Genomic DNA, 15334 nt, shown 5'->3' on the forward strand with positions numbered 1-15334 from the left:
AATATATACTGGCTTATGACCACGACTACTCAAACAAGTCGTAAGAGGTGGTAACCTCGCGTCGATAGAGGGAACGCGCAAATATAAATTTTGGTGTGATGCAAAAACTGTTTATTTTTTGCACACTACGGTTCGAGTATAAAGCGACTTAAAAGGCTCTGTGAAGGGAAAGTAACAAATATTTACGAGATCACATACAGGGGGAAATAGGCTTTTTCTTTTTTTAAAGTGGTAATAGGGCAGCTATATCGCTTGAATTTCAGCAATGCAGCTTGCGCACAAACAACATAAACCATTACCAAATTTTGATGCTTCAGCCCGTTGATTAGAGTTCAATTTAACGGAGGCGCACCAACAAGGCTCTTCCTGAATACTAACAGTATTAGGTGGTATCATAGCCCCCGTTGAAAGGTCTTTTTTAATGACATTCAAGCATAGGTTTGCTTTGCCACATCTGGGGCAAATATCTTCTTTAGGGGGATGCAGTTCAGTCATAGAAAGCTAAACACCTAGGCAAGCCCTCGTTAAAATCAATTAACGAGAAGTACTGCCCTTTCCTTTACTCTTACGTGTTGAGTTTTTACCACGGCGGTTACCAAATTCTCTGGATTTGGTAATACGGGCTTTTTTAGCTCTCTGCTTCTCATTCATTTTGTTAGTCGGACTAGCGAAAGGGTTATCACTCGACTTAAATTCAAAACGAATGGGTGTACCTTTAATCTTAAGTACTTTCCTGAAGCTCTTCTCTAGATAACGTTTGTAGCTATCTGGCAGGTCATCAGTCTTAGATCCATGCACTACGATGATAGGCGGATTTGATCCCCCCTGGTGAGCATGACGAAGCTTGACCCGTCGGCCACGAACAATTGGTGGTTGGTGATCAGATACTAAATCTGAAAGCAACTCTGTCAAACGTTTGGTCGGCCACTTATCGAAAGCAGATTTATAACCCTGGTCGATAGACTTATATAAATCCCCCACGCCGGTTCCATGTTTGGCTGAGATGAAATGAATAGGTGCATAGTCAAGGAAAACTAAACGTCTATCCAACTCTCTCTTTACTGACTTTTTGTCATCTTGGGTCATTCCATCCCACTTATTGACCGCCAATACCAGCGCTCGCCCGGCATCCATAGCAAAGCCAATCAGGTGAAGATCCTGCTCAACGACACCTTCTCTGGCATCGATAACGACAACAACAACGTTGGCATCTTGTATCGCTTGCAAGGTCTTGATGATGGAGAATTTCTCTACCGCCTCTTTAACATTTTTCCTACGGCGCACACCTGCCGTATCGATCAAGGTATAGGGCTTTTCTCGGCGTTCGTAAGGAATATAGACGCTATCTCTCGTGGTACCAGGTTGATCATAAACAACAACACGGTCTTCACCAAGCAGTCGATTAACCAAGGTAGACTTACCAACATTTGGTCGTCCGATAATACCAATTTTACAACCATTTGCTTCATCATCTTCCTCGATTTGTTCCGGGAAGTCCTCCATTGCATCTTCGATCAGCGATTTAACACCGCGGTTATGAGAGGCTGCGGTTAAGCGCAGCTTCTCCATACCCAGCGAGTAGAAATCATTGGCAACAGTATCAGCATTAAGGCCATCAATTTTATTAACAACCAGGGTATAAGGCTTTCCCGTTTGTCGGATATGACGAGCTATCTCTTCATCAATAGGGGTCAATCCATCCCGGCCATCCACAACAAAGAAGATTAGATCAGCCTCTTCTATTGCCAACAAGGACTGCTCAGCCATGACAGCATCGATCCCGACTTCATCACCACTTATACCACCGGTATCGATAGTAATGAACTTCTTATCCAACGCCACTCCAGAGCCGTACTTACGATCCCGAGTTAAGCCTGCGTAGTCTGCGACAATTGCATCTTTTGTTTTGGTCAAACGATTGAATAAGGTAGATTTACCTACATTAGGACGACCTACTAGCGCTATTACAGGAACCATCTATCTACCTTTAATCTCTATATTCGTTAGACGACTCTTCGAAAAGTCTTCTATTTCTAAACCTCGAACCCAAGGGTCTAAGGTCCTTTACCTTCGGATTCAACTGATACGATACTATGTCACCAGAACGTGCATAAACATATAGCCGGTCGCCCTTTACAATCATCTCACCCATGACACCATCACTGTCAGGGTATTTCCGTGCAAGTACTTTTCCATCCAGCACTGATAGCACATGGATATAGCCCTCGAAATCAGCGGCCATCACAAACTGGTCAAAGACCACTGGTGAGCCTAAACGACGATATAAGAACTCTTCATTTCGCCACAACTCCTTTCCACTTTGCTTATCAAGCGCAATAATCTCACCTTTATCCGTGGTAACAAAGAGCTTGCCAAAGCCTAACGCGAGCTTGTTAAAAGATGAAATTTCTTTAGACCAAATTTCCTGCCCATCGAGCGCACTTAAAGCAAATATTTTACCTTGGTAAGCGGCTGCATAAAGGGTATCACCATCAAGCAAAGGCTGACCATCCGAGTCGACCAAACGCTCTAGTTCTGTGCGCCCTTTTGGTAGAGCAAGTGTTGCTTTCCAGAGAGGCAAACCAATGTCGTTCCTCAATGTGAGCAACTCACCATTGGCGAAGCTAGTCACCGTATACTTCCTCGATACTAAAGGTTTGGCAGTACCTCGTAAGGAAAGTATCGGCACAACACTATCATGACGCCAGCGTTGCTTGCCATCTTGTGCCCCGAAAGCAGCAACTTTGCCATCAATAGTTTGAACGATCACCAGTTCTCCGTTTACTGCTGGCGGAGCCGTTGCTTCACTGCTTAGCGGAGAGCGCCAATTCTCTTGGCCATTTTCAAGTTGTAGTGACACTAAATAACCAGAAAACGTCACAACATAGAGGCTATCTCGGTCAACTGCTAAGCCGCTGCTAATAGTCTCATCCAGCTCATGACGCCAGAGAGTCTTACCGGATAAACGATCTATAGCACTAAGTAAGCCTTCAGTATCGACTGAGTAAATCTTATCATCTCTAAGGATAGGTGAAAGCTGAAGCTTTAGTTCTTGATCACCTTCTCCTACCGACTTCTTCCATATACGTTTAAAGTTAATTTGGTCTTTGAAGTCGATATCAAGCTCTGCAGGCTGATTTACTGGCGAACTACTACAAGCAGCTAGCAAACAAGACAAAAGGCCAAGAAAGGCGACCTTTTTACACCACCGATGTATTTTCTCTAGCGCCATGCTATGAAATCCCTAATGCAACTTAGCGTTCTGTATGATTACTTCAAACACTATATAAAAACAAAAAAGGCAGAGCTTAGCTGCCTTTGAAAGATAAATTCTCGCCCCTTTGTAGTTTTCAGCCTAGGCAATGCTGGCTGACAAAAAGGGGCAAAATTGATTATAGGGTCTTAGGATCGATACCTAAGTCTGACAGCTTAACCGCCAACAAAGGTTGCGCCTGAGGCTCTTCTTTAATAAGTTCGAAAGCATTCTTGTATGCCTCGATAGCGCCAGGGATATCACCTTGTCGCTTTTTAATGTCACCCTCTATTTCAAGGTAGCTCGCTTTAAACGACTCTACACTTGGCTTAAGTAAGGCCAAAGCATCGCCATGCTTTTCTTGCGCGGATAAAATACGAGCTAAACGAGCGGTGACAATATGTTGAAGACGAACATCTTCTGTTTTTGATAAAACCCAATTTAGCTGCTCTGCTGCACCTTCGTAGTTTTTGTCTTCTACCAGGTCTTTTGCCATAAACATCGCAGCATACAAAGCGTATTCAGTGCCCTCAAACTCATCTTTCAGTTGCTCTGCCAAGTAGCTGACTGTTTCCGCTTCGTCTTCACTATCAAAATCGTTTTGCGTAGCGACTGTTACCAATTGTTGATACTGCAAAGACGCTGCTGTTTTTTCCTGAATCACATTGTTCTGGTAAGCCTTCCAGCCAAACACAATAACCAGCGCTGCACCAATACCCATCAATAGTGAATTACCGTTATCGCTCCACCACTTTTTCAATGCCGCCAGTTGTTCATCTTCTGTTGAAAGGTTGTCCACGTCTTGCTCCTGTCTACCTTGTTTTTGTCTTGGCACCCTTACTGGGCACCTTCGTTATCATTGTATTGCGCTGCATTATAACCGACTCGGTCGAGTTCGCAGCATTAAAAACAGCTAGTGTTGCTTACTTTTTGGCAATACAGCCAAATTCCCGGCAACTCCCAAGCTTTAACTAAATGCAGAATTCACTTCTGTTAAGAGCTCTGCAAAACTAACCAGCTTTTGCCCACCCTCACCTTTTAGTCGTTTGACTACCAACGTATCATTTTCCAGCTCCTGTTCGCCAATAATGATACCAAGAGGTGCGCCAGACTTATCAGCTTTTTTCATCTGACTCTTGAAACTACCACCGCCTGCATTCTGCAGTACTCTCAAGGAAGTTTCACTTCTAAGCAACTCAGCAACTTCAAAGGCTTTATGTAAAGTACCTTCTCCTGCCGCCACAATAAAAATATCGACATGCTCGCTTACCGACTCAGGGACAAGCTTCAGCTCTTCAAGCAGTAGCACTAAACGCTCTACCCCCATTGCAAAACCAACTCCCGGAGTTGGCCTTCCGCCAAGCTGAGCAACCAGACCATCGTAGCGCCCACCAGCACATACCGTGCCTTGAGCACCTAAGGCATCTGTCACCCACTCAAAGACCATTTTCGAATAATAATCCAAACCTCGTACTAAGCCATGATTAACACGATACTTGATATCTGCATGATCCAGCAGCGACAATAGCTCGTTAAAGTCATTCTTAGACTCGTCTCCATAGAAATCGAACAGACTTGGCGCATTCGCGAGAATCTCTTGGGTCTTAGTATTTTTGCTATCCAGGATTCTTAGAGGGTTTGTTTTCATCCTACGCAGACTATCTTCGTCAAGCTGATCAGCATAACCTTCAAGATAAGCAACTAATGCATCTTTAAAGGACTTGCGCTCTTCAGGCAAGCCTAAAGAGTTTATCTCTAACACCACATGTTCAGATAAACCAAGCTGCTTCCACAAGCGAGCAGTCATCATGATCAACTCAGCATCAATATCAGGCCCTTTAAAACCAAAACACTCAACACCGACCTGATGGAATTGGCGATATCTTCCTTTTTGTGGACGCTCATGTCTGAACATCGGCCCTGTATACCACAAGCGCTGAGTCTGGTTGAACAATAGACCATGCTGCTCGGCTGCTCGAACGCAGCATGCAGTTCCTTCAGGGCGCAGGGTTAAACTGTCACCGTTTCTATCTTCAAAGGTATACATTTCTTTTTCAACGATATCGGTAACTTCTCCGATAGAGCGTTTAAATAGTTCTGTCTGCTCGACAATAGGCATGCGAATTTCTTGATAGCCATAACTTTGGAGCACACCTTTTATATGCCCTTCCAAGTACTGCCAAACTGCAGATTGCCCGGGTAACAAATCATTCATTCCACGGATAGCTTGTATTTTTGCCAAGGTTTAATCCTTATTATCTAGAACTTCTCTCGAGCTCACTTAGCAAGCAAGAGGAAAAATTACAGTGTTAAATTCTATGCTTTTGCAATCACCTGAGACTCCTGGGCCTCTTTGGCTGCGACCTTGGACCTGATGTTTCGCTCTAAATCATCAACAAGTGTTGTGTTAGCTAATTTATGGTCCGGCTTTCCATCAAGGTAAAGTAAATTATTCGGCGATCCACCGGTCAGACCAACGTCTACTTCTTTAGCTTCACCCGGACCATTTACAACACAGCCAATTATCGCAACATCCAATGGCGTCGTGACGTCTTCTAAGCGCTCTTCCAATTCATTCATTGTCTGAACAACATCAAAGTTTTGTCGAGAGCAGCTTGGGCAGGCAATAAAATTAATACCCTTTGAGCGAATCTTTAAACTTTTAAGAATATCAAAACCAACTTTGATTTCTTCAATAGGGTCGGCAGCAAGCGACACTCGAATCGTATCGCCAATGCCATCCATTAATAACATCCCCAAACCCACGGCAGACTTAACCGCACCTGATCGAAAACCCCCGGCTTCGGTAATACCCAAATGCAAAGGCTGTTCAATTTGATCAGCAATCATTCGATACGCAGCAACTGTCATAAAAACATCTGAAGCTTTAAGGCTGACCTTAAAGTTATCGAAATCATGAGCCCGCAGGATATTAACATGACGCATTGCCGACTCCACCAAGGCTTCAGGGGTTGGCTCGCCATACTTCTTTTGCAAATCTTTTTCTAATGAGCCCGCATTAACTCCGATACGAATCGGGATATTTTTCTCTTTAGCACAGTCAATTACTGCTTTAATACGGTCCTCTTTACCTATATTACCAGGGTTAATACGCAGACAATCCACGCCGTATTCGGCTACTTTTAGGGCTATCTTGTAGTCAAAGTGAATGTCAGCAACAAGTGGAATAGAGGTCTTCTTCTTTATTTCTTTGAATGCTTCTGCCGCTTCCATACTAGGAACTGAAACACGCACGATATCAGCACCTGCGTCCTGCAATGCCTTTATTTGCGCTACCGTCGCTTCAACATCACAGGTTTCAGTATTGGTCATACTCTGCACAGCAACAGGTGCATCGCCACCGACAGCTACATCCCCAACCCATATCTTCTTGGATTTTCTGCGTTTTATAGGCGATTCAAACTTCATTCATTTAATCCTTTGACCGTTGAAGGCCACTCATAACAATTCATTAGCATTATGGACTTAAGGTCAATTGAACTCTGCCATTCTTGGCAGTGTGAGGTTTCAAATCAACCGTCTTCCCTTCAAACTCAACCTGAACCTGTTTGGCATCGCCCAGCACCATTGTAAAAGGAGCTGGCCCTGTATAATTAACTTTATTGCCAGCACGTTTTAAAGCAGCAAATACAGTTTTACCTTCTGCATTAGTAAATTTGAACCAGCAATCACCACTAAACTCCGCAGTAAAGTTTGCATTAAAAAACTGTTTTTCCTCAACAACTGGAGAATTACCGCCCTCAGGGCTCAGCTCCACTATGTTTGACGCGTCTTGGGGCAAAGCCGTGGAAGTGTTTATCTCAGTTTTTTCTGGCACAGCCTTTATCACTATCTTTTCGTTTGCCAGAGTCTGTGCAGCATTTTTAGCAGCTGGTAGCTCAGATTTTGGGTCATCCAGTATAATCTTTTGGCCTTCTGTTTCAGTACTCGGTGATAAGCTGCTTGGAGAGCTTGTCGTACTTTCAGGTAAGGGGCTTCCCTCTTGTAGAGGCTTATCTTCTACCAATAAATATCCTAAAACATAGACACTCAAACCAGCGACTAAGGCCAATGCAAACAGCACACTGACCAATTTCTTACGGAATTTCGCTTTCTCGGCTTTTTTAGCATTTAAGGCTACATTCTCGATTTCATTCTTGCGAGTACGTAACTGAACCTCAAGCAGCTCAACCATTCGCTCTTCATGCAAGTTAACCAAACGACAATAAGAGCGAAAATAACCTTTTAAGAAAACATCGCTACTGAAGTCGTCATAATCTTCATTCTCCATTGACTGCACAACACTTGCCCTTAGGTGAAGATCATGTGCAACATGGTCGATAGAAAATTTTAACTCTTCTCGTGCAGTCCGGAGAATTAAGCCTGGGCTTGACGAAATATCAGCTGTTTCCTTACTCATCGACTAGCACCATTTAGCGTTATTTTTTTTCCAAGTAAACTCTTGGCAAGCTGGTTTTCTTCAGTATCGGGATACATTTGCTCGAGTAAGCCTGCCAAAGTAATCACTTGCTGAGAACTATCATAATAATTGGCAATCCTGATTCCCAGCCATAAACTCTGAGCTGAGTGTTGCATACCGCGCTCACGAATCAACCGTACGAGGCGATTATAATAATGCTGAGCTCTTTCAAAATCGTTGGACTGGATCAGCAGCTCCGTTACACCAGATAGCGCACGACCATTACTACGATCCAAGCGCAAAGTACTGGTATAAGCTTCAATTGCTTCAGCACTATTACCTAGTTTAAGTTGGCATAAAGCGATATTAGAGAATATTTGTGAACGGCCTTCATAACGCGTATCTTCAGATGCTAGTTTAAACTGTTCAAGCGCCGCCTCAATTCTGTCAACTGAATACAAAAACGCGCCGTAATAACTTCTTCCACGCGTATAGCTTGGGTCGGTTTCCAAACTCTGTTTAAAGTAATTCTCAGCAGCAACTGTCTCCCCTTCCTGGTGGTAAACCAAGCCCATAGCTGCGTTAGCTGGGGCATCCAGTGGTGATATCTCCAACGCTCTGTTCAGGTGCTTTCGAGCTCGATGCAGGTCATCCCGCTTAATGTACTCAAGACCAAGCGTCACATAACGCCCTACTGCGACAACCGGATCGGCCTTATCAGTTAGCGAACTATTGGTCGTCGTCACACAAGCTTGCAAGAGAAGGCAGAAGACTATCAGCCAGCCCTTCAATAAGAATCTGTATTGTTTATTCAAAAACAGCATGCGAATTTAATCTGCCTTTTTCTATTTTTTATACGAGCCGCTTTCATTGCGGTCTCTTTTTCTATAAAAATTAACCAAACCAATATATTTTATAGCTGTTTTGCAGCAATTGTATTTGCTGCATCCGCGTAGCGCGCACTGCGTCTCGTTCGATCTTCAACCTGACCGACAAGCTGCCCACAAGCCGCATCAATATCATCACCACGCGTTGTTCTAACGGTCGTGATATAACCACCCGCAATCAACCAATCCTGAAAACATCGGACCTCGTTGTTTGAGGGCTTTTTATACCCTGAGCCTGGGAAAGGATTAAAAGGTATAAGGTTGATCTTACAGGGAATTCCACGCAAAATCTCGATCAATTGATCTGCATGAATCTTTCGATCATTCACTCCTGCAATTAGGGTATATTCGATGGTCGCTTTTCGTTTATCCGAAAGCTGATCCAGATAGCTTTTTAGCGATGAAAGCAGCATCTTAATCGGATACTTCTTGTTCACCGGCACCAGTTCGTTTCTAAGCTCATCGTTTGGTGCATGCAAGGATATTGCAATCGAGGCATCGGTAAATTCGCCCATTCGATCCATTGCTGGCACCACACCAGCAGTACTGATTGTCAGACGCTTCTTGGAAATGCTGTAAGCGAAATCATCCATCATGATGTCTACAGCATCCATGACATTGTCAAAATTTAACAGCGGCTCGCCCATACCCATAAACACAACATTTGTTACGGGACGATCTTTTACCCGGTCGAGTTCTTCAAAGGAGGCAATAGCATTCCAAATCTGACCTACAATCTCTTCTGTAGACAAGTTACGATTAAAACCCTGCTTACCAGTAGAACAAAAACTACAATCCAGAGCGCAACCGATTTGAGAAGAAATACACAAGGTTCCACGGTCACCTTCAGGAATAAGCACCGTCTCGATACTACTACCGCCAGGCATCTGCATCACCCACTTACGAGTTCCATCTGACGAGATATCCTGATAGATAATATCTGGCCCTTCAATCGTTGCGATCTTTGAAAGTTTTTCACGCAGCGCTTTGCTGATATTGGTCATTTCGTCGAAGTTATGCACACCATATTGATGAATCCATTGCATGATTTGTTTGGCACGAAACGGTTTCTCACCGATCCCCTCCAGGAAATCCAGCATTTTTTGCCGTGGAAGACCCAACAAATTAACTTTTTTGGTTTCTGGTGTTACATCTGCGCTCATAAATTCTCTCGCGTAAAAATACTGCCGAACTGCATGTTTATTCACCCAATCATTCAAATTATTGAGCGAAGTCTACTCGTTATTAATCCGGCTATAATAACGACAAAAAGCAGGATCCTTTCTCTGAGCGTCTATTTGAGGCGCTACAGGGAATGGTATCCTGCTTGCTTTAGGCTAATGTAGCCTTAGCCGCGTGGGCAAATCTCTGCATCTGCGAAGAAGTAAGATACTTCACGAGCTGCTGATTCAGTTGAATCAGAACCGTGTACTGCGTTCGCATCGATAGACTCTGCGAAGTCTGCACGGATTGTACCTTCTGCTGCTTCTTTAGGGTTTGTTGCACCCATTAGGTCACGGTGAGCAAGAACTGCGTTTTCACCTTCTAGAACCTGAACAACAACCGGTCCAGACGTCATGAATGAAACCAAGTCACCATAGAAAGGACGTTCTTTGTGCTCAGCGTAGAAACCGCCAGCTTTTTCATCATCCATGTGGATCATTTTTGAAGCAACAATCTTTAGTCCAGCTTTTTCAAAACGGCTGTAGATTTTACCAATTACATTTTTTGCTACTGCATCAGGTTTGATGATTGAAAGAGTGCGTTCTACCGCCATGAGCTTATCTCCAAAGTAAGTTTAAAAGTTAAAAAATTGTGGCGGGATTATACAGGGCAAAGCAGAAAAAAGACACTCACCAATAACGCCATTAAAAAATATTAAAACAAAGAACTCTAGCAGCCTTTTAGCCCAATAAACTAGCGAACTCTAGCCCTTCATTCGCGTGACTGCCGAGCAGAGCATCTCAGCGGCCTTCAGCACTTCATCTTTAGTTGTGAAACGACCAAAGGAAAAACGCAAGGCGCTCAATGCCAATTCGTCAGACAAGCCCATAGCTGTCAACACATGCGATGGAGACATGCTAGCCGAGGTGCACGCGGAGCCTGACGAAATCGCTAACTGTGGCAGAGCAGAAAGCAAGACCTGCCCATCCAAGCCCTCAAATGACAGATTTAAAATACCTGAAATCGAATGCTCGAACTGACCGTTTACACGCACACAACCCAAGCCCGAAATACGTTCCATAAACAGGGATTTAAGATCAGAGATACTGACCTGTTCTTCCGTCATTGATGCCGCTGCAATCTCGAAGGCCTCTCCCATCGCAACGATCTGGTGCGTAGGTAAAGTACCAGAACGCATTCCTCGCTCATGGCCACCACCATGTATTTGCGCTGGAAGAGTGAAATCAGCTTTGCGCCGTACATATAAGGCACCAATACCTTTCGGACCATAGATTTTGTGAGCACACATTGAAATCATATCGGCACGTAATTCGTTCGTGTCTACTTTTAGTTTTCCTGCACTCTGCGCAGCATCGATATGAAAAAGAATCCCCTTCGATTCCGTAAGTCTGGAGATTTCATAGACATCATTAATCGCACCAGTTTCATTGTTCACATGCATCAAGGAGACCAAAACCGTATCAGGGCGAAGTGCCTGCGCTACATCATCAACTGAGATTCCCCCACTGACGCGAGGCTTCAACCAAGTCACCGAATAACCCTGCGACTCTAAGAACTTGACGCTATCAATAACTGCCTTGTGCTCAGTCATCGATGTAACAATATGCTTACCCTGCGACTTACGCGCCAACACCGCACCTTTAATTGCTAAGTTATTCGCTTCTGTCGCACCAGAGGTCCAGACAATCTCTCGCGTATCCGCGCATAATAAGCTGGCAACTTGCTTTCGCCCATGCTCGACAGCGGCTTCTGCTTGCCAACCATATATATGAGAACGGGAGGCTGGATTGGCAAAGACACCGTCCATCGTCAGAAACTTGGACATTTTTTCAGCCACACGCAAATCAACAGGAGTAGTCGCCGCATAATCGAGGTAAATAGGCTTATTCATAGATTAGGGTTCACAAAATAATACAGACTAAATTTTGCGCGTATTATATAGAGAGGAAGTTCTGATTACCATGAACGTAAATTGACCGACAAGCACAACTACTGCAATAGAAAAGAGCCCGCAGAATGCTATATATCTAATAAACTTGAGTTAATAAGTTCTGCCGCTTCATTCTGACGAATAGCAGTAACCTGAACCTCTCGTTTGTTCATAAGGTCTTGAAGACTTATAGAATTTAGAAAACTATGTATTTGCTGGCTAAGATCCATCCATAAATGATGAGTGAGGCACTGCTCGCCGTCCTGACAACCGCCTTTCTCAGCTTTTTCCTCCACACCCTCACGGCTTTTGGCGCCGCAACGAGTTGTATCAATTGACTCATCAACAGCATCAATAACGGCGGCAACTGAAATATCAGCAGCCTCAACATTTAGCTGATAACCGCCTCCCGGACCACGTATACTTCTAACCAGCTTACGTTGTCTAAGTTTCGAAAACAGCTGTTCCAAATAAGAAAGAGAGATACCCTGCCTAAGCGAGATATCTGCTAAGGCAACCGGGTTATGACAAGCATGCAGCGCAAGATCAAGCATTGCAGTGACTGCATATCTACCTTTTGTGGTTAGGCGCATTGCTTAATTCATGTCTCTTGAAGTGTTTATAGTCAGCATCGGAGCGATGCATTGCTGAAAAATTATCTATTACCTGAGTAATTTAATCAAGTATTCTCAAGCCTCTCCCCAATAATTGAGACATTAGCCCTTCACCAAATCGAACTATTACTTAATATCTTTAAAACAGCACATGTCATCTTCATCAATAGAAGGTACAGCCTCTTTGTTATAACCGTCATCAAGCTTACGTAAGGATTTGCACATTTCATTCATCCGTTCATCAACCATATGCATATGATCCAGCATACTTCTAATCGAACGCGCAACCGGGTCGGGCATCTCATCACTTAAGCCATAAGCATCAAAGCCAAAGTTCTCTTCCATTTTCTTACGCTTACTGTCATCCGGGGTAGCCGTTTCAGGAACTGATTTGAGAATAATTCGTCCCGGGATTCCAACTACGGTTGCTTCAGCCGGGACTTCTTTAGTAACAACTGCATTTGAACCAATCTTAGCATTTTGCCCTACATCAAAGGGCCCAAGTACCTTGGCACCCGCGCCAACCACCACACCATCCTGAAGCGTTGGGTGACGCTTACCTTTGTTCCAACTTGTGCCCCCCAAGGTAACCCCCTGGTAAAGGGTAACATCATCTCCAATTACTGCGGTTTCGCCAATCACTACACCCATGCCATGATCGATAAAAAAGCGCTTACCTATTTGTGCCCCCGGGTGGATTTCTATTCCCGTGAGCCAGCGACTAAAAGTTGAAAGGGAGCGCCCAAGCCAACGAAAATTTCTGAGCCAGAGCTTATGGGCTAGTCGATGTAGCAGCAAGGCATGTAAACCAGGATAATTCGTTAACACCTCAAAGGTGTTTCTTGCTGCAGGATCACGATCAAATACACTCTGAATATCGTCTTTCAAGCCTTCAAACATAAAATTTCCTATCTAGCCCCAAAAATATGGAGCTTCTATTTTTTTCGACCAAACTTGAGCGTTGCCGTCAATATGCCGCGTAATATATTAACTTCCATCTTATCTAGGTGAACTCGCTGATATAAGCGCCGCAACCTTGTCATCAACTGACGAGGATTATCCGGGTCATGAAAGCCTACTTCTATTAGCGTTTTTTCTAGATGACTAAAATACCCTTCAACTTCGGACACAGTTGCTAGCGGCTCATCCCAAGATTCATCTTGAGAGGAAACACTGGCCAATGAATGGTGTTTGGGGGCAGTTACAGATTTATCAACGCTTTCGGTCAAACAATCTGGTCGATATAGCAAAGCCATTCGCAGCTCATAGCTAAGTAACTGAACCGCCATGGCTAAATTTAGTGAGGAAAAACTCTCTACTGCTGGAATATTTACATGATAATGACAGCGGTGCAGTTCCTCATTACTCAAGCCACTCGCCTCATTACCGAATATAAGCGACACCGAACTGCCACACTCATTAGAGTCGATGTTTTCATCTGCTAAAACCTTGTCAAGCACTAAGGAAGCACAGTCTCTAGGGTTCATAAGCGGCCAAGTCATTTTACGACTGCGGGCACTAGCACCAATCACTATCTGACTACCAGCCAAAGCCTCATCAAGCGAAGTGCAGACCATTGCTTTTGCCAGAATATCTTCAGCCCCTGAAGCTCGCCTAATCGCATCGTGAGTATTTAAGGGAGACAAATAAACAATTTCACCATGCTCATCTTTTTCATAGGCTTCTGATGGCGAGACCAAGACCAGGCGACTTAAGCCCATATTTTTCATTGCACGAGCAACTGCACCGACATTTCCCGGATGACTAGTTCTAACCAATACAACTGTCACCAGGTCACTCAGTTTTTCTTCACGACTAAGCGCTATATTATTTTGAGTCACTGGCAATATCCAAAAATATCATACTATCTAAAGAAGCTGGATTTACCAGACTCTTAAAGGAATCTATCAACGCTCTCCCCTCTTTTGCAGGCACCGACAAAGCCATGCGAACAGCAGAGCCTGCCATATGCGAAAGTAGGAAACCAACCTGTTGTAACTTTTCCCAATACTGTTCATCGTAGTATTGCTTAATACAATCAACAATTAGCTTCGTTACGCGGCGACTATCTTCGATATCCAAATCCTGTAAGGATTTGTCTGCCGAAACACTTACCCAGATATCCATCATGGCAGGCTCAGAAAGGTATTCTTGATAGTAGCTCTCAATAACCTCTTGCAACACAAAGCATGCCTCTTCTTTTGAGCGCGTCACCGGCAAGGCTTCAGACAAAGAGCTAAATGATTGATCAAAGGTATCCTGAGCTAGCGCTAAGGTAATCGCATTTTTACTAGGAAAGTACTGATATATAGAAGCTGGGGTAACACCAGCACGCTCCGAAATTTCGTGAATTTTAAGTTGGGCGCTGCCCTTTTCAGAAATTAAGGATTTTGCTGCATTCAGAATTGCGTCGACACGCTTTTTACTTCTTGCCTGAGTCGGCCTGCGACGACTGTCATTTGTTTTATCTTGCAAAGTTGTTCCATATAATTGCGAATAAATTATAAGGTGACCAGGCTGCTAGATGTACACACTCTGAAAATTCACCAACTAGAGCGCTAGTTTAACGCCGTTTTAATCTAGATGGGAGTACCTAATCAAGATTTGCTCACCGGGACCCTCTGAATAGCACCTTGGAGATTTCTATATTCGCGTGCCTCTGTCACATTTTTTTGCTATGATCCGCCCCACTTGGTCTCCAGTACGCTGGACTGCACCATACGCTCTTTATCAATTCGTTCTTTTGTCATTCACTTTTTATATGTAAGTGGTAACTATGAAGCCTATTTTAAATATTGCTTTGCGCGCTTCTCGTCAAGCATGCGAATATATTAATCAAAGTATCGATAAAAATGATCCAAACCAATCTGACCCTAATGCTAATGAAAAGCTGGTCAGCCATCTTGAATCTACTTTATTTCAAACCTTCTTTGATAGCCTAAAGAAAGCCAACCCAACCCACTTCATTATCGCACCCGATGAAACACCTAGCGACGTAAAAGAAGATAGCTGGCAAGTTAACGGCTTTCACGCGCCCTACAACCT

The 15334-nt window shown here is 43.9% G+C and carries 15 protein-coding genes and 1 pseudogene; 1 reads left to right on the forward strand and 15 read right to left on the reverse strand.

Going from position 1 to position 15334, the window contains the following annotated elements; translation table 11 throughout:
• Positions 1-243: 243 nt before the first annotated feature.
• From A3756_RS29340 to A3756_RS21670, 15 genes are all read right to left on the reverse strand, one after another.
• A complete protein-coding gene (locus A3756_RS29340) occupies positions 244-495 on the reverse strand; it encodes a cysteine-rich CWC family protein (RefSeq protein ID WP_068554609.1) in 252 nt (83 codons plus the stop codon).
• Positions 496-534: 39 nt separating this feature from the next.
• On the reverse strand, positions 535-1977 hold the full coding sequence (gene der, locus A3756_RS21605; protein ID WP_068510592.1) for a ribosome biogenesis GTPase Der: 1443 nt from the start codon (positions 1975-1977) through the stop codon (positions 535-537).
• Between the two features lie 10 nt (positions 1978-1987).
• Positions 1988-3232, reverse strand: coding sequence for an outer membrane protein assembly factor BamB (gene bamB / locus A3756_RS21610; RefSeq protein WP_068554611.1), 1245 nt, complete (start codon positions 3230-3232; stop codon positions 1988-1990).
• Positions 3233-3392: 160 nt separating this feature from the next.
• The gene (locus A3756_RS21615; protein WP_068554613.1) at positions 3393-4052 is read right to left on the reverse strand and encodes a tetratricopeptide repeat protein; all 660 of its coding nucleotides are present in this window, start codon (positions 4050-4052) and stop codon (positions 3393-3395) included.
• Between the two features lie 168 nt (positions 4053-4220).
• A complete protein-coding gene (gene hisS, locus A3756_RS21620) occupies positions 4221-5495 on the reverse strand; it encodes a histidine--tRNA ligase (RefSeq protein ID WP_082865422.1) in 1275 nt (424 codons plus the stop codon).
• 74 nt (positions 5496-5569) lie between these two features.
• On the reverse strand, positions 5570-6682 hold the full coding sequence (gene ispG / locus A3756_RS21625) for a flavodoxin-dependent (E)-4-hydroxy-3-methylbut-2-enyl-diphosphate synthase (RefSeq protein ID WP_068554616.1): 1113 nt from the start codon (positions 6680-6682) through the stop codon (positions 5570-5572).
• A 49-nt stretch (positions 6683-6731) separates the two neighbouring features.
• The gene (locus A3756_RS21630) at positions 6732-7673 is read right to left on the reverse strand and encodes a RodZ domain-containing protein (RefSeq protein WP_068554618.1); all 942 of its coding nucleotides are present in this window, start codon (positions 7671-7673) and stop codon (positions 6732-6734) included.
• Entirely contained in the window at positions 7670-8497 is an 828-nt protein-coding gene (gene pilW, locus A3756_RS21635) for a type IV pilus biogenesis/stability protein PilW (protein ID WP_068554620.1), read from the reverse strand. Before pilW ends, A3756_RS21630 begins: the two co-directional genes overlap by 4 nt.
• An 89-nt stretch (positions 8498-8586) precedes the next feature.
• A complete protein-coding gene (rlmN, locus tag A3756_RS21640; protein WP_068510609.1) occupies positions 8587-9723 on the reverse strand; it encodes a 23S rRNA (adenine(2503)-C(2))-methyltransferase RlmN in 1137 nt (378 codons plus the stop codon).
• A gap of 185 nt (positions 9724-9908) precedes the next feature.
• A complete protein-coding gene (gene ndk / locus A3756_RS21645) occupies positions 9909-10337 on the reverse strand; it encodes a nucleoside-diphosphate kinase (protein WP_068510611.1) in 429 nt (142 codons plus the stop codon).
• Between the two features lie 150 nt (positions 10338-10487).
• Positions 10488-11636, reverse strand: a complete 1149-nt coding sequence (locus A3756_RS21650; protein WP_068510613.1) for an aminotransferase class V-fold PLP-dependent enzyme — start codon at positions 11634-11636, stop codon at positions 10488-10490.
• Positions 11637-11764: 128 nt separating this feature from the next.
• The gene (locus A3756_RS21655; protein ID WP_068510615.1) at positions 11765-12268 is read right to left on the reverse strand and encodes a Fe-S cluster assembly transcription factor; all 504 of its coding nucleotides are present in this window, start codon (positions 12266-12268) and stop codon (positions 11765-11767) included.
• A 147-nt stretch (positions 12269-12415) separates the two neighbouring features.
• Positions 12416-13189 (reverse strand): serine O-acetyltransferase, encoded by a 774-nt coding sequence (gene cysE, locus A3756_RS21660; protein WP_068510617.1) that lies wholly within the window; start codon positions 13187-13189, stop codon positions 12416-12418.
• 35 nt (positions 13190-13224) lie between these two features.
• The gene (locus A3756_RS21665) at positions 13225-14130 is read right to left on the reverse strand and encodes an RNA methyltransferase (protein WP_231872195.1); all 906 of its coding nucleotides are present in this window, start codon (positions 14128-14130) and stop codon (positions 13225-13227) included.
• The gene (locus tag A3756_RS21670; RefSeq protein ID WP_068510621.1) at positions 14117-14764 is read right to left on the reverse strand and encodes a TetR/AcrR family transcriptional regulator; all 648 of its coding nucleotides are present in this window, start codon (positions 14762-14764) and stop codon (positions 14117-14119) included. The genes A3756_RS21665 and A3756_RS21670 overlap by 14 nt, the downstream gene beginning before the upstream one ends.
• A gap of 301 nt (positions 14765-15065) precedes the next feature.
• On the opposite strand from A3756_RS21670, the pseudogene A3756_RS21675 reads away from it, so the two are divergent.
• A pseudogene (locus tag A3756_RS21675) lies at positions 15066-15334 on the forward strand (hypothetical protein); the annotation flags it as partial.

The organism is Oleiphilus sp. HI0086 (assembly GCF_001635225.1).

Coding starts and splice junctions, on each gene's coding strand:
- A3756_RS29340 (WP_068554609.1), bottom strand. CDS start 495: ATGACTGAACTGCATCCCCCTAAAGAAGATATTTGCCCCAGATGTGGC.
- der (WP_068510592.1), bottom strand. CDS start 1,977: ATGGTTCCTGTAATAGCGCTAGTAGGTCGTCCTAATGTAGGTAAATCT.
- bamB (WP_068554611.1), bottom strand. CDS start 3,232: ATGGCGCTAGAGAAAATACATCGGTGGTGTAAAAAGGTCGCCTTTCTT.
- ispG (WP_068554616.1), bottom strand. CDS start 6,682: ATGAAGTTTGAATCGCCTATAAAACGCAGAAAATCCAAGAAGATATGG.
- A3756_RS21630 (WP_068554618.1), bottom strand. CDS start 7,673: ATGAGTAAGGAAACAGCTGATATTTCGTCAAGCCCAGGCTTAATTCTC.
- pilW (WP_068554620.1), bottom strand. CDS start 8,497: ATGCTGTTTTTGAATAAACAATACAGATTCTTATTGAAGGGCTGGCTG.
- rlmN (WP_068510609.1), bottom strand. CDS start 9,723: ATGAGCGCAGATGTAACACCAGAAACCAAAAAAGTTAATTTGTTGGGT.
- ndk (WP_068510611.1), bottom strand. CDS start 10,337: ATGGCGGTAGAACGCACTCTTTCAATCATCAAACCTGATGCAGTAGCA.
- A3756_RS21650 (WP_068510613.1), bottom strand. CDS start 11,636: ATGAATAAGCCTATTTACCTCGATTATGCGGCGACTACTCCTGTTGAT.
- A3756_RS21655 (WP_068510615.1), bottom strand. CDS start 12,268: ATGCGCCTAACCACAAAAGGTAGATATGCAGTCACTGCAATGCTTGAT.
- cysE (WP_068510617.1), bottom strand. CDS start 13,189: ATGTTTGAAGGCTTGAAAGACGATATTCAGAGTGTATTTGATCGTGAT.